The organism is Streptomyces sp. NPDC088785 (assembly GCF_044750685.1).
Taxonomy (GTDB): Bacteria; Actinomycetota; Actinomycetes; order Streptomycetales; family Streptomycetaceae; genus Streptomyces.
On sequence record NZ_JBIVKH010000001.1, the window covers coordinates 750904 to 773354 of the forward strand.

20 protein-coding genes are annotated in these 22451 nt (G+C 70.4%); 13 read left to right on the forward strand and 7 right to left on the reverse strand.

The features are described from left to right. Positions 1-3: 3 nt before the first annotated feature. From ACIP5K_RS03420 to ACIP5K_RS03480, 13 genes are all read left to right on the forward strand, one after another. Positions 4-1200, forward strand: a complete 1197-nt coding sequence (locus ACIP5K_RS03420) for a phage tail protein (RefSeq protein WP_401404438.1) — start codon at positions 4-6, stop codon at positions 1198-1200. After that, a complete protein-coding gene (locus ACIP5K_RS03425) occupies positions 1197-2501 on the forward strand; it encodes a tape-measure protein (RefSeq protein ID WP_401404440.1) in 1305 nt (434 codons plus the stop codon). Before ACIP5K_RS03420 ends, ACIP5K_RS03425 begins: the two co-directional genes overlap by 4 nt. Before the next feature lie 25 nt (positions 2502-2526). Further along, the gene (locus tag ACIP5K_RS03430; protein ID WP_401404442.1) at positions 2527-3447 is read left to right on the forward strand and encodes a phage distal tail protein; all 921 of its coding nucleotides are present in this window, start codon (positions 2527-2529) and stop codon (positions 3445-3447) included. After that, positions 3444-3578 (forward strand): hypothetical protein, encoded by a 135-nt coding sequence (locus tag ACIP5K_RS03435; protein WP_401404443.1) that lies wholly within the window; start codon positions 3444-3446, stop codon positions 3576-3578. The genes ACIP5K_RS03430 and ACIP5K_RS03435 overlap by 4 nt, the downstream gene beginning before the upstream one ends. After that, positions 3575-4792, forward strand: a complete 1218-nt coding sequence (locus ACIP5K_RS03440) for a hypothetical protein (protein WP_401404445.1) — start codon at positions 3575-3577, stop codon at positions 4790-4792. Before ACIP5K_RS03435 ends, ACIP5K_RS03440 begins: the two co-directional genes overlap by 4 nt. Positions 4793-4808: 16 nt before the next feature. After that, positions 4809-5999 (forward strand): hypothetical protein, encoded by a 1191-nt coding sequence (locus ACIP5K_RS03445; protein ID WP_401404447.1) that lies wholly within the window; start codon positions 4809-4811, stop codon positions 5997-5999. Positions 6000-6022: 23 nt separating this feature from the next. After that, positions 6023-7045: a hypothetical protein gene (locus tag ACIP5K_RS03450; RefSeq protein WP_401404449.1), complete on the forward strand. Its 1023-nt coding sequence runs from the start codon at positions 6023-6025 to the stop codon at positions 7043-7045. A 31-nt stretch (positions 7046-7076) separates the two neighbouring features. After that, positions 7077-8219, forward strand: coding sequence for a hypothetical protein (locus ACIP5K_RS03455; RefSeq protein ID WP_401404451.1), 1143 nt, complete (start codon positions 7077-7079; stop codon positions 8217-8219). Continuing rightward, the gene (locus tag ACIP5K_RS03460) at positions 8219-8938 is read left to right on the forward strand and encodes a hypothetical protein (RefSeq protein ID WP_401404453.1); all 720 of its coding nucleotides are present in this window, start codon (positions 8219-8221) and stop codon (positions 8936-8938) included. The genes ACIP5K_RS03455 and ACIP5K_RS03460 overlap by 1 nt, the downstream gene beginning before the upstream one ends. Before the next feature lie 17 nt (positions 8939-8955). Further along, on the forward strand, positions 8956-9405 hold the full coding sequence (locus ACIP5K_RS03465) for an ATP-binding protein (protein WP_401404455.1): 450 nt from the start codon (positions 8956-8958) through the stop codon (positions 9403-9405). A 95-nt stretch (positions 9406-9500) separates the two neighbouring features. Further along, positions 9501-10373, forward strand: a complete 873-nt coding sequence (locus ACIP5K_RS03470) for a peptidoglycan-binding protein (protein WP_401404457.1) — start codon at positions 9501-9503, stop codon at positions 10371-10373. 14 nt (positions 10374-10387) lie between these two features. Further along, positions 10388-10612 carry a hypothetical protein gene (locus ACIP5K_RS03475; RefSeq protein ID WP_401404459.1) on the forward strand — a complete coding sequence of 75 codons (225 nt, stop codon included), beginning with the start codon at positions 10388-10390 and terminating at the stop codon, positions 10610-10612. Continuing rightward, positions 10609-10866, forward strand: a complete 258-nt coding sequence (locus tag ACIP5K_RS03480) for a hypothetical protein (protein WP_401404460.1) — start codon at positions 10609-10611, stop codon at positions 10864-10866. Before ACIP5K_RS03475 ends, ACIP5K_RS03480 begins: the two co-directional genes overlap by 4 nt. Positions 10867-10948: 82 nt before the next feature. Here ACIP5K_RS03480 and ACIP5K_RS03485 read toward each other — a convergent pair whose 3' ends face one another. The 7 genes from ACIP5K_RS03485 to rplK all read right to left on the reverse strand — a co-directional run bounded on the left by ACIP5K_RS03485 (position 10949) and on the right by rplK (position 22409). Further along, positions 10949-14848 carry a DNA-directed RNA polymerase subunit beta' gene (locus ACIP5K_RS03485; protein WP_401404462.1) on the reverse strand — a complete coding sequence of 1300 codons (3900 nt, stop codon included), beginning with the start codon at positions 14846-14848 and terminating at the stop codon, positions 10949-10951. A 100-nt stretch (positions 14849-14948) separates the two neighbouring features. Beyond that, complete coding sequence (rpoB, locus tag ACIP5K_RS03490) at positions 14949-18434, reverse strand: DNA-directed RNA polymerase subunit beta (RefSeq protein WP_401404464.1); 3486 nt, start codon at positions 18432-18434, stop codon at positions 14949-14951. A 574-nt stretch (positions 18435-19008) separates the two neighbouring features. Next, positions 19009-19392, reverse strand: a complete 384-nt coding sequence (rplL, locus tag ACIP5K_RS03495; RefSeq protein ID WP_401404466.1) for a 50S ribosomal protein L7/L12 — start codon at positions 19390-19392, stop codon at positions 19009-19011. Positions 19393-19502: 110 nt separating this feature from the next. Further along, the gene (gene rplJ / locus ACIP5K_RS03500; RefSeq protein WP_401404468.1) at positions 19503-20033 is read right to left on the reverse strand and encodes a 50S ribosomal protein L10; all 531 of its coding nucleotides are present in this window, start codon (positions 20031-20033) and stop codon (positions 19503-19505) included. 288 nt (positions 20034-20321) lie between these two features. Continuing rightward, the gene (locus ACIP5K_RS03505; protein WP_401404470.1) at positions 20322-21008 is read right to left on the reverse strand and encodes a hypothetical protein; all 687 of its coding nucleotides are present in this window, start codon (positions 21006-21008) and stop codon (positions 20322-20324) included. Positions 21009-21150: 142 nt separating this feature from the next. Further along, the gene (rplA, locus tag ACIP5K_RS03510; protein ID WP_401404472.1) at positions 21151-21882 is read right to left on the reverse strand and encodes a 50S ribosomal protein L1; all 732 of its coding nucleotides are present in this window, start codon (positions 21880-21882) and stop codon (positions 21151-21153) included. Positions 21883-21974: 92 nt separating this feature from the next. After that, the gene (gene rplK / locus ACIP5K_RS03515) at positions 21975-22409 is read right to left on the reverse strand and encodes a 50S ribosomal protein L11 (protein ID WP_111663830.1); all 435 of its coding nucleotides are present in this window, start codon (positions 22407-22409) and stop codon (positions 21975-21977) included. Positions 22410-22451 lie beyond the last annotated feature (42 nt).

Sequence of the window (22451 nt, forward strand, 5' to 3'; positions counted from 1 at the left end):
CAGATGAGCCTCGTCAGTTCGTTGAAGAAGGCGTCCGGTTCCCTCCAGGACTTCAAACAGAAGGCCGCCGCGGCGGGAACGGCCGCGAAGGGGCTGGGCAGCGCGGGCCAGCAGGGCGCCGGACAGCTCAAGAACCTCCGGTCGTCCGTGCAGGACTCGGAGAAGGAGCTGAAGAGCCTCAAATCCGCGTCGGACAGGACCGAGAAGTCCCTCGGCAAGGCCGGCAGAACCGGTACCAGCGCCGGGAAGAACCTCGGGAAGTACGAGTCCGGGGCGAGCAAGGCCGCCAAGGGCCAGGACAAGATGAACAAGTCGATGAAGGGCAACTTCTTCGGCATGCTCATGCAGCTGTTGCAGCCGCTGATCGAGAAGGTCGTCGACATGGCGGCCAACTCCAAGACGATGCAGAAGGTCCTGAAGCAGGCCTTCGAGGTCATCAAGTCCGTGATCAGCAACGTCATGAAGGCCATCGGGCCGATCATGAAGAACGCCGGCAAGCTGATCAAGTCGGTGTGGAACGGCATCAAGACGGCCGTCTCGAACGTCGTCAAGGCCGTCGCCACCGTCATCCGCACCTACGTCGCCATCTGGAAGAAGGTCATCAGCACCGCGCTGAACGCGATCAAGACGGTCGTCTCCAGCGTGTGGAAGGGCATCAAGGCCCTCATCTCCCCGGTCGTCGGCTGGATCAGGTCCGCGATCCCCAGCGCCTTCCAGGCCGTCAAGAGCAAGCTGTCCAGCATCTGGGGCGGCCTCAAGGGCATCGCGAGCCGCGCGTTCGACGGCATCAAGGGCGCGGTCAAGGGCCCGATCAACGCCGTCATCGGCATCATCAACTCCGCGATCGGCGCCCTCAACCGCATCCACGTGTCCATCCCGGGCTGGGTCCCGATGGTCGGCGGCAAGACCTTCGGCGTCAGCCTGCCGAGGATCCCGGCGCTGGCCACCGGCGGTGTCGTCATGCCCCGCTCCGGCGGCGTCCCCGCGCTGCTCGCCGAGGCCGGTGAGGCGGAGGCCGTGCTGCCGCTCACCAAGCTCGACCGGCTGCTCAAGGCGGCGGCCTCCCGGGGCCGCGCCCACGCCGGCGCCGCGGGCTCCGACGGCGGCGCGCTGCACATCGAGCACTACTACGCGGCCGAGACCAGCAGCCCGCAGCGCACCGCCGACGCGCTGATGTTCCTGGCCAAGGCGCGCGGATGAGCGGCATGGCGGCCGTCCCGGCCGATCCGCTCGGCTCCGTCCCGACCGTCGTGCGCTCCCTGCGCGGCCGCGTCGAGCAGAGCGTCACCGCGCTGCGCACCGTCACCGCCCGCCTCAAGGACGCCGACACCGGGATCGGCCGCCTCGCCGCCGCGGCCGGCCAGGCCGCCGGCTCCGTGCGCAGGAGCAGGCAGGACGCCGACGCGAGCGCCCGGTCCCTCACCCGGACGGGACGCACCGCCGCTTCGGCGGCGAGCGGCGTGCGGGCCTTCCGGACCGGCGCCAAGGGGGCCGGCTCCCGGCTGGGGCCGCTGCTGACCGGCCTCGGCGGCGTGCTGTCCCTGATCGTCGGCCTCATCGACGTCGCCGGGCCGCTGGGCACCCTCATGTCGGCCTTCGGCACCGCCATGACCATCGGCTCCGGCGTCCTCCTGGTCGTCAACGCCCTCACCCGCGCCAACCCCATCGGCTTCGTCACCGGCCTGCTGCTGCCGGTGGCCGGGTGGCTGCTCGACATCGCGATGAACTCCGAGACCGGCCAACGGCTGATGGACCAGCTGGCCAAGCTGGTCCTGCGCTACGTCGAGAGCTACCTGACGATCCTCACCCCGGTCCTCAGGGCGATCGCCGGCGCCGTGAACACGTACGTCACCGGCTACCTCACCGTGATCACCGGCGTGCTCACGGCCCTCGGCACCCTCATCGGCACCGGCTTCGCCGTCCTCAAGGCGCTCACCACCGGCGACACCCGGGCGCTGAGCGGCAGGGTGTCGGCGATCTGGCGCGGGTTCAGGACGGCGGTCCAGCCCGTCCTCGGCTGGATCACCAGGGACCTCCCCCGGATCTTCGGCCGGGTCAAGGAGGCCACCTCCCGCACCCTGAGCGCCATGGGGCAGTTCGTGACCACCGGCGCGCAGACCGTCGCCGGGGTCGTGCGGGGGCCCGTCCAGGGGCTCGTCGCCTTCGCGAACTGGGTGGTCGACGGACTCAACAAGCTCAGCTTCAACCTCCTCGGCAAGAAGTTCGGCGTGCATCTCAGCAAGATCCCGATGCTCGCCGAGGGCGGCGTCGCGGTCCCCGGCGCCACCCGCCACTCCGGCAGGGTGCTGCCGCTGACCGCCCTGGAACACCGGCGCGCCCCGGCACTCGGGGGCCGGACCGCCGCCGCCCGGCCCCCGCACCGCGTCGAGCGGTTCCACGAGAGCCACGGCACCGGCGCCCGCACCGTCGCGGAGGACCTCCTCTTCCTGGCCCGCGCCCACGCCCCCGGCGCCCACGGCCGCGCCCCCAGCCCCGCATGACCGCTGAAAGCGAGGTGCCGGCCCCATGGCCGACCTGACCACCACCGCATCCACCGAGGACCTTCCCCCCGGCTCACTCATCACCCGCGACGGGCAGATGCAGTGGGCCGGACTGCTGCTCGGCCCCGGCACGCCGTACGAGATCGGCAGCGACGGGCTCACCGGCTGGGAGGACCTGCCCGAGTACGACACCACCGACGCCGACCACCCCACCGCGCACGGCGCCTGGCCGGGCGCCCGCTACGCCAAGCCCCGCAAGGTCGGCGGCACCGTCTGGACGCTCCCGGCCAGCGACGACACCGCCTCCTCGCTCACCGCGATCCGCGCCCTGCGCCAGGCCCTGCTGCTCGGCGACGCGGAGCGCTGGCTCGCGGTGCGGCTGCACGGCGAGACCCTGGCGGTACGGGCCCGGGTCAGCCAGCGCGTGCTGACCGCCGACCGCACCTACTCCACGCAGGGCGTCTCCAAGGCGTCCGTGCAGTGGTACGCCACCGATCCGCGCCGCTACGCCGTCGACGAGCAGACCGCCGTCACCGGCCCGCCCCAGCCCGAGACCGGCCTGACCTGGCCGCTGACCTGGCCGCTCCAATGGGGGCGGGCCACCTCCACGGGGGACCTCGACGCCGACAACAACGGCTCGGCCCCGACCCACCCCCGGCTCACCTTCACCGGCCCGTGCACCAACCCCACGGTCACGGACCGCAGTTCGGGCCGCCGGCTGCGCTACGAGATCGGGCTCGCCGCCGGTGACGAGCTGGTCGTCGACACGGCCGCCGGCACGGTCACCCTCAACGGCACCGCCTCGCGCCGCCACACCGCCGCCGCAGACAGCAGCCCCGAGGAACTCTTCGCCTTCGAACCGGGCCGCGCCGAACTCGCCTACCGCCCCGACACCTACGCCCCCGGCGCCCAGTTCACGGTCCGCTGGCGCTCGGCCGACTGGTGAGCACCCGCACCACCGCCACCCGCACCACCGCCACCGCCCGCACCACCCCTGCCCGCACCGCCCCCGCCGCGCCCTCCCCCGGCCCCGGCGCCCCGGCCGCCGCCACGACAGAACAGGAGACCCGCACATGAACCTGCGCAGCTCATGGGTGGCCGAGACCGGCCAGACCCGCGAGGACACCCGGCTGACCCAGATCGGCGCGACCACCCCCGCCAACCAGCTGGAGGTCCGCTCCGGCATCCTGCCCGGCTCCGCCGACGGCCTCTCCCGGATGTCCGGCTTCCGGCTGGAGGGCACCACCGGCTCGATGACGGCGAACGTCCGCGAGGGCCGGGCCGTCATCGCGGCCGGCCGCGGCCGGGGCGCCTACCCGGTCACCCTGCCGGAGACCGCCTCCCTCACCTTCGCCGACGGCGACGCGGCCAACCCCCGCATCGACCTCGTCGTCCTGAAGATCTACGACGCGCTGTACGACAACTCGGGGCAGACCAAGGCCGCCCTGGAGATCGTCCAGGGCACCCCGGCCTCCACCCCCGTCGCGCCCGCCGCCCCCGCCATCGGCCTGCCGATCCACCAGGTCACGGTCCGCAGCGGGATCAGCGCGGGCAAGGGCGGCATCAACTGGAGCACCGACGTGCTCGACCTGCGCGCCCCAGTCGTCGCGGCCGGCGGCATCCTGCCCGCCTACGGCGAGACGGGCACCGGCGCCTACCCGGGCCAGTACCGCGACTCCGGCGGCGCGCTGCAACGCTGGGACGGCTCCGCCTGGGTGTCGTACCCGAGCGCGCTCGGCGGCATCGCCCCGGCCGGCGCGGTCGGCACGGCCAGCTACACGGGCCAGTACCGGGACTCCTCCGCGGGCCTGCTCCAGCGCTGGAACGGCACCGGCTGGGTGTCGTACCAGCCCGTGCCCAGCTGGACCGACTACACGCCGAAGTGGACCGTCGACACCGGCACCGCGCCCGCCATCGGCAACGGCACCCTCGCCGGGTCGTACGTGAAGACCGGCAACGTCGTCCACGTACGCATCTATCTCAAGATCGGCTCGACGACGAACCTGTCCGCCCAGGCGGCGAAGGCCAACTGGACGTTCTCCCTGCCGGCCGCACCCGTCTCCACCGCCTGGAAGCTCGACGGCCGGGTGATCGGCGCCGACGCCTTCGACGCCTCGACCGGCCTCCAGTACCACGGCACCGGCGTGCTCGCGACGACCGGCGGCGGCGTCGTGCGCTCGCTGCGCGACACCCAGGGGGGCGTCAACGGCACCTGGGACAAGGGCGTGCCCTTCACCTGGGCGTCCAACGACGTGCTGTCCGTCCACGGCACCTACGAATCCGTCTCCTGACCCCCGGAGGAACCCCATGACCGTACGCTCCGCGTGGCTGTCCCCCGACGGCCAGGGCCGCGAGGACACCCGGACCAACCAGGTCGGCGCGCTGACCGCCGTCGACGAGAGCAGGGGCCGCTCCGGCGTCCTGCCCGGCTCCGCGACCGGCCAGTACCGCACGGGCGGCCTTTCGCTGACCGGCGCCGCGGGCACCCTCGGCGCCTCGGTCGGCGCCGGCCGGGCGGTCGTCCAGGCGGGCGCCGACCGAGGCGCCTACCCGGTGGCCGTCACCGCACCGGTCCCGCTGACCTTCGCCGACGGCGACGCCCAGTACGGCCGCGTCGACCTCGTCGTGCTGCGCGTCTACGACGACACGTACGACGGCTCCGGCCGCACCGAGGCCGCCGTCGAGATCGTGCGGGGCACCCCGGCCGCCGTCCCGGCCGCACCCGCCGCACCGGACGTCGCGCTCGCGCTGTTCAGCGTGGCCGTCCCGGCGAACGCCGGCACCGGCCGGGGCGGACTCGCCTGGGACACCGCCGTCGTGGACCTGCGGCCGACCACGGTCGCGCTCGGCGGCATCCTGCCGACCCGCCCCGACGACACCGCGCCCGGCGGCTACCCCGGCCAGTACCGCGATATCAACAACACCCTGGAGCGCTGGGACGGCGCCGCCTGGACCGGCTACCCCAAGGGCGTCGGCGGCATCGCCCCGGCCGGCGCCGTCGGCACGGGCGCCTACGCCGGGCAGTACCGGGACACGGCGAACGGCGTCCTCCAGCGGTGGAACGGCGCGGTGTGGCTGCCCGCCGCGGCCCCGTCGTCCTTCACCGGCACCAACGACGCGGGGCGCACCTCGTCGACGACGTACACGAGCACGCTCGTCGACACCGCCGTCAGCACCCTCGCCCTGAGCTTCGTCGCGCCGCCCAACGGCGCGATCCTGCTGAGCTTCGGCGCCCGGATGGTGACCACGGGCAGCAGCACCGCCAGCGCCTTCCTCGCCCCGCAGATCGTCCAGGGCAGCACCGTCGCGCTGGCCGCCGTGGACGACAACGCCGTCACGTACGGCGGGGCCGTCACCGCATCGGTGGCCACCACCACCCGGGTCTACGGCCTCGCCCCCGGCAAGACCCACACCCTGACGGCCCTGTACCGCACCAGCGACGCCGCCGTCTCCTGCTGGTTCGACAACGTCTTCCTGCGCGTCGACCCCGCCAACTGACCCTCTGCGACAAGGAGTTCCGCATGTCCGTACGCTCTGGCTGGCTGTCCCCCGACGGGCAGTCCCGGGAGGACAGCCGGGTCGTCCCGCTCGGCGCGTTCACCCCGCTCTCGCCCGTGGCCACCCGCTCCGGCATCCTGCCGGGCTCCACCGACGGCGTGCTGCGGCTGTCCGGCTTCGCGCTGACCGGCACGCCCGGCACCATGACCGCCACGGTCGGCCCGGGCCGGGCCGTCGTCCAGGGCACCGACGCCCAGGGCGCCTACCCGGTCGCCCTGACCGAGAACCTGCCCCTCGCCTTCGCCGACGGCGACGCCCAGTACGGCCGCGTCGACCTGGTCGTGCTGCGCGTCTACGACGACACGTACGACGGCTCCGGCCGCACCGAGGCCGTCGTCGAGATCGTCCCGGGCCGGCCGGCCGCCACCCCGGCCGCGCCCGCGCTCCCCGCCCTGTCCCTCCCGCTGTACGAGGTCGCCGTGCCCGCGGGCGCCAGTGCGGGCACCAAGGCCATCGCCTGGGACACCGCGACGACCGGCCGCCGCTCCGCCACCGTTGCGCTCGGCGGCATCCTGCCGGTCACGACGGACACCGCGAACGGCGCCTACCCGGGCCAGTACCGGGACGCGGGCGCGGTCCTGCAACGCTGGTCCGGCACCGCCTGGGCCGACTACCAGCCGCCGCAGGTCACCGAGACCATGACGACCGGCGCCACCGCCTCCGGCAACTGGTCGCTGTCCGCCTACCGCGCCCGCCGCACCGCGGGCATCTGCTCGTTCAGCCTCGTACTGCTGCGCACGACCAGCGCCCTGACGGCCACCGCCGCGGGCACCACCAACCCGGGCAACGTCGCCGACGAACTGCTGGGCTACCTCCCCGCCGGCTGGCGGCCCACCACCGACTCCTACGCGGTCGCGACGGACGGCTACGCCGACGGAGCCGTGAAGCTCGGCACCGACGGCTCGGTCACCCTGCTCACCTGGTCGACCAGCGGTGTCATCCAGGCCGGCAACAGCCTCAGGCTCTCCGCCTGCTTCGTACTGTGACCCCCGCCAGGCCAAGGAGCTGACAGCCGCCATGACCGGCAACCCGAACCTCGACACCCCCTACCGGGCGATCTTCTGCGATCTGCTCACCGACCGCACCATCGACATCCTGCCGCTGCGCGACGTCACCGTCGACGACTTCATCGGCAAGGCCGGCTCCCTGTCCGGCACCGTCCCCGTCCCCAACGCGGCGATGGCCGCCCGGGTCCGCCGGATCGAGGAGGGCCGCACCGCGGTCTACCTCCAGCGCGGCCACGACCTGTGGTGGGGCGGCATCATCTGGACCAGCACCCTGGGCAGCGACGACCAGGGCGTCCTCACCCTCGGCCTCCAGGCGGCGACCTTCGAGTCGTACGCGGGACGCCGGCTGATCCGGGCGCGGACCCCGGCCTACGACCCCGGCTACCGGCTCACCCTCGGCGGCGACCAGCTGGAGGTCGCCCGCGGCCTGTGGCGCGACCTCCAGACCGCGCTGCCCGGCGGCGACATCGGCGTCACCTACGGCACCGAGACCTCCGGCGTGACCCGCTCCGTGAGCTACCGCGACGGCGACGAGACCTGCTACCTCGACGCCGTGGAGGCCCTGGCCGGGCTGGAGAACGGCTTCGAGCACTACATCTCCGTCTACGCCGACCCGGCCACCGGCGCCCGGGTGCGCCGGCTGCGCCTGGGCAGCCCGACCGTCACCACCGGCAGCACCGACCTGGTGATGGACCGCCCGGGCTCGATCCTCGCCTACTCCTTCCCGCGCGACGCCACCCGCGGCGGCAGCACCGCCCGCACCCGCGGCGCCTCCACCAACAGCGACCAGGCCAGCGAGTCCCGCCCGCTGTGCTCCACGGTCGCCGTCGCCACCGACCTGATCGGCCAGGCCGGATACCCGCGCGTCGACCTGACCTCGGACCACAACGAGATCACCGACGCCGCCACCCTGACCGCCCTCGCCCGCACCGAACTGGCCGCGGGCACCGGAGCGGTGGTGATCCCCGAGATCAGCGTGCGCCTCGACGACCTGGTGCCGCCGGCGCTGCTCGGCAGGACCGTGCGCATCCGGATCACCGACGAGTGGTTCACCGAGGGCCTCGACGCCCGCTACCGGATCGTCGGCGTCAAGGTCGAGCCCGCCCAGCGCGGCCGCCCCGACACCGCCGATCTCTACCTGGAGGAGGTCTGATGCCCCAACTGCCCGAAGACATCATCGACCGGCTGACGCAGATGGAACGCCGCATCCAGCAGCTGTCGACGGCCGTCAACACCCGCCCCGCGCTCAACACGGTCCAGGGCGGCGGCGTCGAGATCACCGACGGCGGCTATCTGTACGTACGGCCGCCGGACGGCGGACCCGCCGTCTTCGCCGTCGGCCGGTGGAGCGGCGACGAGTACGGCCTGGCCATCCGCCGCCAGACCGGCAAGCTGGCCCTGGCCGTCTTCAACGGCGACGGCTCCGGCACCTCGCAGCAGCCGATGCGGCTCTACGACTCCGCCGAGCGCGAGATCTTCTCGGACGACGTCATCAGCGGCGGGCTCGCCCGGCCCTGGCTGAACATGCTGCCGCCGCAGGACTCCGCCGTCGCCCGCTGGCCGCAGACCACGTCGACCTCCTTCGTGACCATCGCGATGTCCTACAACGTCGTGTGGCAGCCGCGCATGCGGCTGCTGATGAACACCCGCGCCGGCACCGGCGCCGCCGGATCCGTCCAGGTGCTGGTCAACGGCGCCAAGTGGGGCGGCACGGTCCCCGCGGGCACCGACTTCGACTTCTCGGGCCCGGTCAGCTCCGCCTTCGACACGGCGTTCGGCACCCTGCTCAAGGTCGAGGTCCAGGCCATGGTCACCAGCGCCTCCGGCACCGTCTACGCCAACCCCGTACTGATGTACGGGCGTCAGACCTGAGGAAAGGATCCCCGCCCATGGACATCGACCCCACCCAGCCCTGGGGCCTCGCCATCGACTTCGCGGGCCGCGCCACCCTCGTCGAGGCCGGCCACACCGTCTACGTCAACGTCGCCGACACCAGCCTCAACAGCGTGATCGCGCCCGACTCGATCACCGGCACCTACTCCCCCGTCACCATCACCGCCCAGCTCACCGAGTCCGGCGAGAACGGCTCGGTGCTGCGCGGCACCGGCCGCGTCACGGTCATGCCCACCGGCACCGACCCGGTGGCCCCCGACCAGAGCGCGGTGCAGCGCGCGGTGGCCGCGGCCCTCGCCGACTTCGCGCAGAACACCGCCGACTACGCCGCGCTGTGCGCCGTATGGACGGGCGACGACGCCCCCGCACCGGGGGACGGCGGCGACACCCCGGGCGGCGACACCCCCGGCGGCGGCGCGGACCCCGCCCCGCGGAGCGGCACCTGAGCCCCGCACCCCCACCCCGAACGCCCCACCCCACACACCCCGAGCCACCACCGCGGCCGGGGTTTTTCGCTGCCCCGCCCCGGAAGGCACCGCCCATGGCAACTCCCCTGTCCGCCGACGCCCTCGTCTCCGCACTGCGGAACGAGGGCGTCACCCTCGTCGAACACGCCGGCTGGCGCACCCACAACCGCAACGGCAGAGGCGGCTGGGGCCCGGTGAACGGCGTGATCGTCCACCACACCGTCACCTCCGGCACCAGCACCTCGGTCAGCATGTGCTTCAACGGCCGCTCCGACCTGCCCGGCCCGCTCTGCCACGGCGTCATCGCCAAGGACGGCACGGTCCACCTCGTCGGCAACGGCCGCGCCAACCACGCGGGCCGCGGCGACGGCGACGTCCTGCGGGCCGTCGTCGCCGAACGCGCCACGCTCCCCGCCCCCGACCGCGACGACACCGACGGCAACGTCCACTTCTACGGCTTCGAGTGCGTCAACCTCGGCGACGGCAAGGACCCGTGGCCCGCCGTCCAGCTGGACGCCATGGTCCGGGCCGCGGCCGCGCTCTGCCGGGCGCACGGCTGGAGCGCCCGCTCGGTGATCGGGCACAAGGAGTGGACCGCCACCAAGATCGACCCGCGCGGCTTCGCGATGGCCGACTTCCGCGCCCGGGTCGCGGCCCGCCTCGGCACGAAACCCCCGGCCACACCCCGGCCGCCGGCCCACCAGCCGTTCCCCGGCGCGGCCTGGTTCACCAAGGGCCCCACGTCGCCCGTCGTCACCGCGATGGGCAGGCGGCTGGTCGCCGTCGGCTGCTCGGCGTACGCCACGGGGCCCGGCCCCCGCTGGACCGACGCCGACCGGGCGTCCTACGCCCGGTGGCAGCGCAGGCTCGGCTACACCGGCGCCGCCGCGGACGGCTGGCCCGGCCCGACGTCCTGGGCCGCGCTGAAGGTCCCGTACAGCTCGTGACGGAGGAGGTCACCGTGGAAGAGAACACCAGACGCGCCCTGCGCACCGCCGTGCAGACCGCTGTCGGCCTGTGCGTGCTGCTCCCGACGGTCGTCGAGGCCGCCGGGATCCCGGCCACGCTCCCCTGGGCGGCCGGCGCCCTCGCCGTCGCCGCCGGCGCGGCCCGCGTGATGGCCCTGCCCGGCGTCCAGGCCCTGCTGCCGCCGTGGCTCCGCACCGATCAGGGGGAGGACCGTTGACGGTACCCACGGACCAGCACGACGTGGCCCTCGAACTCGAACGCCTGCGCGGCACCGTCGAGGCCGGCTTCGCCCGGGTCGACGGCTCGCTCGCCCTGCTGGTGCAGCGCAGCGACCAGACCGACCGGCAGGTCGCCGACCACGAACAGCGCCTGGACGCCCTGGAACGCGCCCGCTGGCCGCTGGCCAGCGTCGGCGCCCTGGCCGCCCTCGCGACGGTGGTGGTCACCTCGCTCGAACTGACCGGACGCTGACCGGACGCTGACCCGACCCACGCCGAAGGGCGGTCCCCCCGTACGCGTACGGGGGGACCGCCCTTCGGCTCAAGCGACTCGCTTACTGGTTGTACGGACCGTAGTCGTAGTCCTCCAGCGGAACGGCCTGGCCGGAGCCGGTGCCGAACGGCGAGTAGTCGATGTCGTCGTAGCCGACGGCCGAGTACATCGCGGCCTTGGCCTCCTCGGTGGGCTCCACCCGGATGTTGCGGTAGCGGGACAGACCCGTACCGGCCGGGATGAGCTTACCGATGATGACGTTCTCCTTGAGGCCGATGAGGCTGTCGGACTTGGCGTTGATCGCCGCGTCCGTCAGGACTCGGGTCGTCTCCTGGAAGGAGGCGGCCGACAGCCAGGATTCCGTCGCCAGCGAGGCCTTGGTGATACCCATCAGCTGCGGACGGCCGGAGGCGGGGTGACCGCCCTCGGTGACCACACGACGGTTCTCGGTCTCGAACTTCGAGCGCTCGACGAGCTCGCCCGGCAGCAGCTCCGCGTCGCCGGACTCGATGATCGTCACACGGCGCAGCATCTGCCGGATGATGATCTCGATGTGCTTGTCGTGGATCGACACGCCCTGCGAGTTGTAGACCTTCTGGACCTCGCCGACCAGGTGGACCTGGACGGCACGCTGACCCAGGATGCGCAGCACGTCGTGCGGGTTGGTGGCACCCACGGTCAGCTTCTGGCCGACCTCGACGTGGTCGCCCTCGCCCACGAGCAGACGGGCGCGCTTCGAGATCGGGAACGGCGTCTCGTCGCTGCCGTCGTCCGGGGTGACGACGAGCTTCTTGGTCTTCTCGGTCTCCTCGATGCGGACCCGGCCCGCGGCCTCGGAGATCGGGGCGACACCCTTCGGCGTACGGGCCTCGAAGAGCTCGACGACACGGGGCAGACCCTGGGTGATGTCGTCACCGGCCACACCACCGGTGTGGAAGGTACGCATCGTCAGCTGGGTACCGGGCTCACCGATGGACTGGGCGGCGATGATGCCGACCGCCTCACCGATGTCCACCAGCTTGCCGGTCGCCAGCGAGCGGCCGTAGCAGAAGGCACAGGTGCCGACCGCGGACTCGCAGGTGAGGACCGAGCGGGTCTTGACGACCTCGACGCCGTGCGCGACCAGCTGGTCGATGAGCACGTCACCCAGGTCGACGTTGGCCGGCGCGATGACCTTGCCGTCGACGACGATGTCCTCGGCGAGCATGCGGGCGTACACGCTGGTCTCGACGTCGTCGGCCTTGCGCAGGACGCCGTCCTCGCCACGGGTGGCGATGGCCAGCTTGAGACCGCGGTCGGTGCCGCAGTCCTCCTCGCGGATGATGACGTCCTGGGAGACGTCGACCAGACGACGGGTGAGGTAACCCGAGTCGGCGGTACGCAGGGCGGTGTCCGCCAGACCCTTACGGGCACCGTGCGTGGAGATGAAGTACTCCAGCACGGACAGGCCCTCACGGAACGACGCCTTGATGGGACGCGGGATCGTCTCGTTCTTGGCGTTCGACACCAGACCGCGCATACCGGCGATCTGACGCATCTGCATCATGTTTCCTCGGGCACCCGAGTCGACCATCATGAAGATGGGGTTCGTCTTCGGGAAGTTCGCGTTCATCGCCTCGGCGACCTCGTTGGTCGCCTTGGTCCAGATCGCGATGAGCTCCTGAGTGCGCTCTTCCTTCGTGATGAGACCGCGCTCGTACTGCTTCTGGACCTTCTCGTCCTGGGCCTCGTAGCCCTTGACGATCTCGACCTTCGCCTCGGGAACGACGATGTCGGAGATGGCCACGGTGACGCCGGAGCGGGTCGCCCAGAAGAAGCCGGACGCCTTCAGGTTGTCGAGCGTCGCCGCCACGATGACCTTGGGGTAGCGCTCGGCCAGGTCGTTGACGATCTCGGAGAGCTGCTTCTTGCCCACCGAGTAGTCGACGAACGGGTAGTCCTCGGGCAGCAGCTCGTTGAAGAGCGCGCGGCCCAGGGTCGTGCGCAGCCGGAAGCTGTCGCCCGCCTGGTACTCGGGCTCGCCCTCCTCGGCGACCGGCGGGGTCCAGCCGCGCGGCGGGATGGTGCCCACCGGGAAGCGGATGTCGACCTGCGACTGGAGCGCCAGCTCGCCGGCGTCGAACGCCATGATCGCCTCGGCGACGGAGCCGAACGCGCGGCCCTCGCCCTTGGTGTCACGGAGCTCACCGTCGGTGGTGAGGAAGAACAGACCGAGGACCATGTCCTGGGTCGGCATCGTCACCGGACGGCCGTCGGCGGGCTTGAGGATGTTGTTCGAGGACAGCATCAGGATGCGGGCCTCGGCCTGCGCCTCCGCGGAGAGCGGCAGGTGCACGGCCATCTGGTCACCGTCGAAGTCCGCGTTGAACGCGGTGCAGACGAGCGGGTGGATCTGGATGGCCTTGCCCTCGACCAGCTGCGGCTCGAAGGCCTGGATGCCGAGGCGGTGCAGGGTGGGAGCACGGTTCAGCAGCACCGGGTGCTCGGCGATGACCTCTTCGAGGACGTCGTACACGACGGTGCGGCCGCGCTCCACCATGCGCTTGGCGCTCTTGATGTTCTGCGCGTGGTTCAGGTCGACCAGGCGCTTCATCACGAACGGCTTGAAGAGCTCCAGCGCCATGGCCTTCGGCAGACCGCACTGGTGCAGCTTCAGCTGCGGACCGACGACGATCACGGAACGCGCGGAGTAGTCCACACGCTTGCCGAGGAGGTTCTGACGGAAACGACCCTGCTTGCCCTTGAGCATGTCGCTCAGGGACTTCAGCGGGCGGTTGCCGGGACCGGTCACCGGGCGACCACGACGACCGTTGTCGAAGAGGGCGTCCACGGCCTCCTGGAGCATGCGCTTCTCGTTGTTCACGATGATCTCGGGCGCACCGAGGTCGAGAAGGCGCTTCAGGCGGTTGTTGCGGTTGATCACGCGGCGGTACAGGTCGTTCAGGTCGGAGGTCGCGAAGCGGCCACCGTCCAGCTGCACCATCGGACGCAGGTCCGGCGGGATGACCGGCACGCAGTCCAGCACCATGCCCTTGGGGCTGTTGCTGGTCTGGAGGAACGCGGAGACGACCTTGAGGCGCTTGAGCGCACGGGTCTTCTTCTGGCCCTTGCCGGTACGGATGATCTCGCGGAGGCGCTCGGCCTCCTCCTCGAGGTCGAAGGTCTCCAGGCGCTTCTGAAGCGCCGCGGCACCCATCGAACCGTCGAAGTACGTGCCGAAGCGGTCGCGCAGCTCGCGGTAGAGCAGCTCGTCGCCCTCCAGGTCCTGGACCTTGAGGTTCTTGAAGCGGGACCAGACCTCGTCCAGACGGTCGATCTCGCGCTGCGCACGGTCGCGCAGCTGCTTCATCTCGCGCTCGGCACCCTCGCGCACCTTGCGGCGCACGTCGGCCTTGGCGCCCTCGGCCTCCAGCTCGGCCAGGTCGGTCTCGAGCTTCTTGGCGCGGGCCTCCAGGTCGGAGTCGCGGCGGTTCTCGACCTGCTGACGCTCGACCTGGACGTGCGCCTCCAGGGAGGGCAGGTCGCGGGTACGGCGCTCCTCGTCCACGTACGTGATCATGTACGCGGCGAAGTAGATGACCTTCTCGAGGTCCTTCGGGGCGAGGTCGAGCAGGTAGCCCAGCCGCGACGGAACGCCCTTGAAGTACCAGATGTGCGTGACGGGAGCGGCCAGCTCGATGTGGCCCATCCGCTCACGACGCACCTTGGCGCGCGTGACCTCCACGCCGCAGCGCTCGCAGATGATGCCCTTGAAGCGGACACGCTTGTACTTGCCGCAGTAGCACTCCCAGTCCCGGGTCGGACCGAAGATCTTCTCGCAGAAGAGTCCGTCCTTCTCGGGCTTGAGGGTGCGGTAGTTGATGGTCTCGGGCTTCTTGACCTCGCCGTGGCTCCACTGACGGATGTCGTCAGCGGTGGCCAGACCGATCCGGAGCTCATCGAAGAAGTTGACGTCGAGCACTATGCGTCAATCCCTCTCAGGGTTGTAAGTCTGTGGTCTGAAACGGGGGTCGCGGGGTCGGTGCGGGGGCTCATCCCTGAGCCCCCGCACCGGACTCCCGTCAGACCTCTTCGACGCTGCTCGGCTCGCGCCGGGACAGGTCGATGCCGAGCTCCTCCGCCGCGCGGAAGACGTCCTCGTCGGTGTCGCGCATCTCGATGGACATGCCGTCCGAGGACAGCACCTCCACGTTGAGGCACAGGGACTGCATTTCCTTGATGAGCACCTTGAAGGACTCGGGGATGCCGGGCTCGGGGATGTTCTCGCCCTTGACGATGGCCTCGTAGACCTTCACGCGGCCGGTGACGTCGTCGGACTTGATCGTCAGCAGCTCCTGGAGGGCGTAAGCGGCGCCGTACGCCTCCAGCGCCCACACCTCCATCTCACCGAAGCGCTGGCCACCGAACTGGGCCTTACCACCCAGCGGCTGCTGGGTGATCATCGAGTACGGACCGGTCGAACGGGCGTGCAGCTTGTCGTCGACCAGGTGGTGCAGCTTGAGGATGTACATGTACCCGATGGAGATCGGGTCCGGGAACGGCTCACCGGAGCGGCCGTCGAACAGCCTCGCCTTGCCGGACGGGAGGACCATGCGGTCGCCGTCGCGGTTCGGGATGGTGTGCTGGAGCAGACCCGCGAGCTCGTCCTCACGCGCACCGTCGAAGACGGGGGTGGCGACGTTCGTGCCCGGGTCGACCTGGTCGGCGCCGATGGCCTGGAGGCGCTGCGCCCACTCGTCGCCGAGGCCGGAGACGTCCCAGCCGCGGCTGGCGAGCCAGCCGAGGTGGATCTCCAGGACCTGTCCCGGGTTCATTCGGGACGGCACACCCAGCGGGTTCAGGATGATGTCGACCGGGGTGCCGTCCTCCAGGAACGGCATGTCCTCGATCGGCAGGATCTTCGAGATGACGCCCTTGTTGCCGTGGCGGCCGGCGAGCTTGTCACCGTCCGTGATCTTGCGCTTCTGCGCCACGTAGACCCGAACCAGCTGGTTCACGCCCGGCGGCAGCTCGTCGCCCTCTTCACGGTCGAAGACGCGGACGCCGATGACCTTGCCGATCTCGCCGTGCGGCACCTTCAGGGAGGTGTCACGGACCTCGCGGGCCTTCTCACCGAAGATGGCGCGCAGCAGGCGCTCCTCCGGCGTCAGCTCGGTCTCGCCCTTGGGCGTGACCTTGCCGACGAGGATGTCGCCGGCGACGACGTCCGCACCGATGCGGATGATGCCGCGCTCGTCGAGGTCGGCGAGGACCTCCTCCGAGACGTTCGGGATGTCCCGGGTGATCTCCTCCGGGCCGAGCTTGGTGTCACGGGCGTCGACCTCGTGCTCCTCGATGTGGATCGAGGAGAGGACGTCGTCCTGCACGAGGCGCTGCGACAGGATGATCGCGTCCTCGTAGTTGTGACCCTCCCACGGCATGAACGCCACGAGCAGGTTCTTGCCGAGGGCCATCTCGCCCTCTTCGGTCGCGGGACCGTCGGCCAGGACCTGACCGGCGATGATCCGCGCGCCCTCGTCCACGACGACCTTCTGGTTCACAGAGGTGCCCTGGTTGGAGCGGGAGAACTTCGACAGGCGGTACGTGGTGTACGTGCCGTCGTCGTTGGTGATGGTGATGTAGTCCGCGGAGACCTCCTGGACCACACCGTCCTTCTCGGCCTTGAGCACGTCGCCGGCGTCGGTGGCGCAGCGGTACTCCATGCCGGTGCCGACGAGCGGCGCCTCGGACTTGATGAGCGGCACGGCCTGGCGCATCATGTTCGCGCCCATGAGGGCGCGGTTGGCGTCGTCGTGCTCCAGGAACGGGATCATGGCGGTCGCGACCGACACCATCTGGCGCGGCGAGACGTCCATGTAGTCGACGTCCGTGCCGGGCACGTAGTCGACCTCTCCGCCACGGCGGCGGACCAGCACGCGGTTCTCGACGAACTGGAATTCGTCGTTGAGCGGCGCGTTGGCCTGCGCGATGACGAAGCGGTCTTCCTCGTCGGCCGTCAGGTAGTCGACGTCGTCGGTGACGACGCCCTCGACGACCTTGCGGTACGGCGTCTCGATGAAGCCGAACGGGTTGATCCGTCCGTACGAGGCGAGCGAGCCGATCAGGCCGATGTTCGGGCCTTCGGGGGTCTCGATCGGGCACATGCGGCCGTAGTGCGACGGGTGCACGTCTCGGACCTCGAAGCCGGCCCGCTCACGGGAGAGACCACCCGGGCCCAGGGCGTTCAGACGACGCTTGTGCGTCAGCCCCGAGAGCGGGTTGTTCTGGTCCATGAACTGGGACAGCTGCGACGTACCGAAGAACTCCTTGATCGACGCCACCACGGGGCGGATGTTGATCAGGGTCTGCGGGGTGATCGCCTCGACGTCCTGGGTCGTCATGCGCTCGCGCACGACGCGCTCCATACGGGCGAGACCCGTACGGACCTGGTTCTGGATGAGCTCACCGACGTTGCGGATACGGCGGTTGCCGAAGTGGTCGATGTCGTCGGTCTCGACGATGATCGAGCGACCCGACTCGGCGACCGTCTCGGTCTCCCCGGCGTGCAGCTTGACCAGGTACTTGATGGTCGCGATGACGTCGTCGGTGGTGAGCACGCCGGCGTCCAGCGGCTCGTCCGCGCCGAGCTTCTTGTTCACCTTGTAGCGGCCGACCTTCGCGAGGTCGTAGCGCTTGGGGTTGAAGTAGAGGTTCTCGAGCAGCGTCTGAGCGGCCTCGCGCGTGGGCGGCTCGCCCGGGCGCAGCTTGCGGTAGATGTCGAGCAGCGCGTCGTCCTGGCCCTGGGTGTGGTCCTTCTCCAGGGTGGCGCGCATGGACTCGTACTCGCCGAACTCCTCCAGGATCTGCTCGGTCGTCCAACCGAGAGCCTTGAGCAGGACGGTGACGGACTGCTTGCGCTTGCGGTCGATGCGCACACCGACCATGTCGCGCTTGTCGATCTCCATCTCCAGCCAGGCACCCCGGGACGGGATGATCTTGGCGGAGAAGATGTCCTTGTCGGACGTCTTGTCGATGGAGGAGTCGAAGTAGACACCCGGCGAGCGGACCAGCTGGGACACCACGACACGCTCGGTGCCGTTGATGACGAAGGTGCCCTTGTTGGTCATGAGCGGGAAGTCGCCCATGAAGACCGTCTGGGACTTGATCTCGCCGGTCTCGTTGTTGGTGAACTCGGCCGTCACGAAGAGCGGAGCCGCGAACGTGAAGTCGCGCTCCTTGCACTCGTCGATGCTGTTCTTCGGCGGCTCGAAACGGTGGTCGCGGAACGTCAGCGACATCGACCCGGAGAAGTCCTCGATCGGAGAGATCTCCTCGAAGATCTCCTCCAGACCGGACTTGGTGGGGACGTCCTGACCCGACTCGAGAGCCGCCTCGACCCGACTCTGCCAGGCGGTGTTGCCGAGCAGCCAGTCAAAGCTCTCGGTCTGCAGCGCGAGCAGGTTCGGAACCTCGAGGGGCTCCTTGATCTTTGCAAAAGAGATGCGCAGCGGGGCGGTGCTTGCGCCGTTGTTCGTATTCGCGGTCGAGGCGTTGCGCGAGGCGGCCAAGAGGGGGTCCTTCCGAGGGCTCGGACTCACTACGCGCGTACCGGTCCCAAGCCATGCAGAGGGACAGAAAGCCCTGGTCAGGGCGGATTCGGTCCACTGTGCTCAAGCGAGGGCATGCCCCTGGTGACGGGCAGGGAGCAGCTAACAGGCAGCGCAAAGGGACAGTGTAGCCAGAAGGCTCACTGATGTCCAGTGCGGGTTTTTTGACACCCTCGTTGTTCTCAACCATTCACTGTGTGCGGCATGCCCTGTACGCGGAGCGCACATCCTTACTGCCCTCTTCGCCGCCGATCCATGCCTCGGAACCGGATCCTGTTGTGACGACGCGTCCTGAGAATTGCGCGCTGCGTGCTGTTCGTCAAGGCCCCCTCTTGACCGAACAGGGGTGGCGCCAGGCACAACGAAGATCACCATACTCCGCGCGACCGACAGTGCAAGGCACCCTCGGCCTGCGTGCCAGACAACGCCGAAAGGCGACCACCCAACTGGGTGATCGCCCTTCGGTACCTCGGTGTTACAGCTCCCGGAGGAGCTTTTTTCACCGCGGAGGAGTCACAGCGGACTCGCAGAGGTCTTACTTGACCTCGACGGAGGCGCCGGCGCCCTTGAGGGACTCGGCAGCCTTCTCGGCGGCCTCCTTGGTGACCTTCTCCAGGACGGGCTTCGGGGTGCCGTCGACGAGGTCCTTGGCCTCCTTCAGGCCCAGGGAGGTCAGCTCACGCACGACCTTGATGACCTGGATCTTCTTCTCGCCGGCGCCGGTGAGGATGACGTCGAACTCGTCCTGCTCCTCGGCGGCCTCGACCGGGGCGCCCGGGCCCGCGGGGCCGGCGACGGCGACGGCCGCGGCGGCGGTGACGTCGAACTTCTCCTCGAAGGCCTTCACGAACTCGGAGAGCTCGATGAGGGTCATCTCCTCGAACTGGGCGAGCAGGTCTTCCTGGCTGAGCTTCGCCATGATGGGCGATCCTTCCACTAAATCGGCTGGTGCCGGTTGTCCATGTAGGCGGGCGTACTGACGGCCCGCTTCGACCGTCGCCTCAGGCGGCGGTCAAGGTGCGAGCCGAGTTACTCGGCACCGCCCTGCTCGGCCTGCTTGACCCGAAGCGCCTCCGCGGTGCGGACGAACTTCGACGGGAGCGCCTGGAGGACCTGAGCAGTCTGCGTCTGCTTGCCCTTGAACGCACCGGCCAGCTTGCTGAGCAGAACCTCGCGGGACTCGAGGTCCGCAAGCTTCTTGATCTCGTCGGCGGACAGCGCCTTGCCGTCAAGGACACCGCCCTTGATGACGAGGTTGGGGTTGTCCTTGGCGAAGTCACGAAGACCCTTCGCCGACTCCACCGGGTCACCGGTGACGAAGGCAACCGCCGTCGGACCCGTGAAGAGGTCGTCCAGCGTGTCGATCCCGGCCTCGTTGGCCGCGATCTTGGTCAGCGTGTTCTTCACCACGGCGTACTCGGAGTTCTCACCGAGCGAACGGCGCAGCTGCTTGAGCTGGGCCACGGTGAGACCCCGGTACTCGGTCAGCACGGCGGCGTTCGAGCTGCGGAACTTGTCCGTGAGCTCGGCTACCGCGGCAGCCTTGTCGGGCGTCGGCATAGAGCGTCGGCCTCCTTCCGGGTGATGAGGACCGCTCAGAAGGGGCCGGCAAAACAAAACGCCCCAGCGCAGGCGCTTGGGGCGTGGGCTCGACCTTCGCGGACGGATCCGGACGGGAGCGCTTCCTCAATCACCTGCGCGGGTCGTCCGCAGTTTCAGCGGATCCTTCGGCCACCGCACCCTCTTGCGAGAACACAGCAACGACCAGCGGTCTTTGGCTTCTCCGGAAGGCTACGGGACCGGGGCCGCGTCAGGCAAATCCGCTCGGGACCGCCCCGCCGCGGCGCCTCAGCCGGCCGCCGTCACCTCGGTGGAGTCCAGGGTGTCGCGGGCCGGCGGCCGCCGGGCCGCGGCCCGGGCGCCGTAGTCGCTGTAACGGACGGTGACGGTGAACTCACCCTCGCGGTAGGAGCGTTGGACCAGGAGGTGGCGGGCGTCGAGCCACACGTCCAGGTGCTGTCCGCCGGCGGTCCCCCGGTAGTGGGTGGTCGCGGTGCCGCGCAGGGTGGCCCGCCCGACCCGGTGCACGTCGTCGGCGGCGCCGAGCGTCGTGAGGGCGTCGGCCGGCGTGAGGTCGCTCGCCGTGTCGTACGGGCGCCGGATCCAGTGCCGTCCGCCCTGCCCGGCGGCGAAGGCGTCCGTCATCCGCGTGTAGAAGGCGTCGGGCAGGAAGCGGGTCTGGGACGGGTCGCCGCCCAGCTTCCGTGTGGAGGCGGCCAGTTCGCCGCCCGTGATCCGCACCGCCACCGTGCCCCGGACGCCGCGGGCCCAGCCGAGGGTGCCGGTGGAGCGCGAGGAGAGGGCGCCGCCGGTGCGCATCGTCGCGTCGATCCGGGCCGAGCCGGCCGCGGTGACCGCCCGGTGGGCGGCGCGCAGCGCGTCGGCCGCCTCGTCCGCCCCGGCGCCGCGCTCCGCGCCGCAGCCCGTGAGCAGGACGCCCACCACGGCCAGGCCCATCAGTCGTCCGTGCCTCATCCGCTCCCCCCGGGTCGATCACGTGACGCTAGCGCAGCCGCCCGCGGGGCGAGCCGGAAAAGCGAATCCCGGGGGTACGGGAACGGGCCCCGCACCTGGAGAGGTGCGGGGCCCGTGGCCGACTTCACTGGGTCACGAGGACTCAGACAGCAGCCGGGTCCTCTTCGGTGAGGAGGTTCCGGGTGCGGTTCGGGTCGACGGGAACGCCGGGGCCCATCGTGGTGGCGATGGCGGCCTTCTTGATGTAGCGACCCTTGGCGGCGGACGGCTTCAGACGAAGGATCTCGTCGAGGGCCGCGCCGTAGTTCTCCACCAGCTTGGTGTCGTCGAAGGACACCTTGCCGATGATGAAGTGCAGGTTCGAGTGCTTGTCGACGCGGAACTCGATCTTGCCGCCCTTGATCTCGTTCACGGCCTTGGCCACGTCCGGGGTCACGGTGCCGGTCTTCGGGTTCGGCATCAGGCCACGGGGACCGAGCACGCGGCCCAGACGGCCGACCTTGCCCATGAGGTCCGGCGTGGCGACAACGGCGTCGAACTCGTTCAGGCGCTGGCCCTTGGAGATCTCGTCGATGAGCTCGTCCGAGCCGACGATGTCGGCGCCGGCGGCCTCCGCGGCCGCAGCACGGTCACCGGTCGCGAAGACCAGGACCCGGGCGGTCTTGCCGGTGCCGTGCGGGAGGTTCACGGTGCCACGGACCATCTGGTCGGCCTTGCGCGGGTCGACGCCCAGGCGGAAGGCGACCTCGACGGTGCCGTCGAACTTCGTCGCGGAGGTGTCCTTGGCGAGACGGACGGCCTCGAGCGGGGCGTAGAGCTTGTCCCGGTCGATCTTGGCGTCCGCAGCGCGGAGAGTCTTGCTGCGCTTGCTCACTACTGCTCCTGTGTGTGTCTGAGGAGTCGTGGTGTGGGCCGAGCAGGCCCTGCCACGGTGTTCTGCTTGCGAGGGGCTACGAGAGGTTCTCGTCAGCCCTCGACCGTGATGCCCATGGAGCGGGCGGTGCCGGCGATGATCTTCGACGCGGCGTCCAGGTCGTTGGCGTTGAGGTCGGCCATCTTGGTGGTGGCGATCTCGCGGACCTGAGCGTCGGTGATCTTGGCGACCTTGGTCTTGTGGGGCTCGCCCGAGCCCTTCTCGACGCCGGCGGCCTTGAGGATCATCTTCGCGGCCGGCGGGGTCTTGGTGATGAAGGTGAACGAGCGGTCCTCGTAAACCGTGATCTCCACCGGGATGACCCAGCCACGCTGCGACTCGGTCGCGGCGTTGTAGGCCTTGCAGAACTCCATGATGTTGACGCCGTGCTGGCCCAGCGCGGGGCCGACCGGCGGGGCCGGGTTGGCGGCGCCGGCCTGGATCTGGAGCTTGATGAGCCCCGTGACCTTCTTCTTCTTGGGAGGCATGTGCTCTCTCTCCGGGTCTTAGTGAGAGTGTTCAGCCGCCAC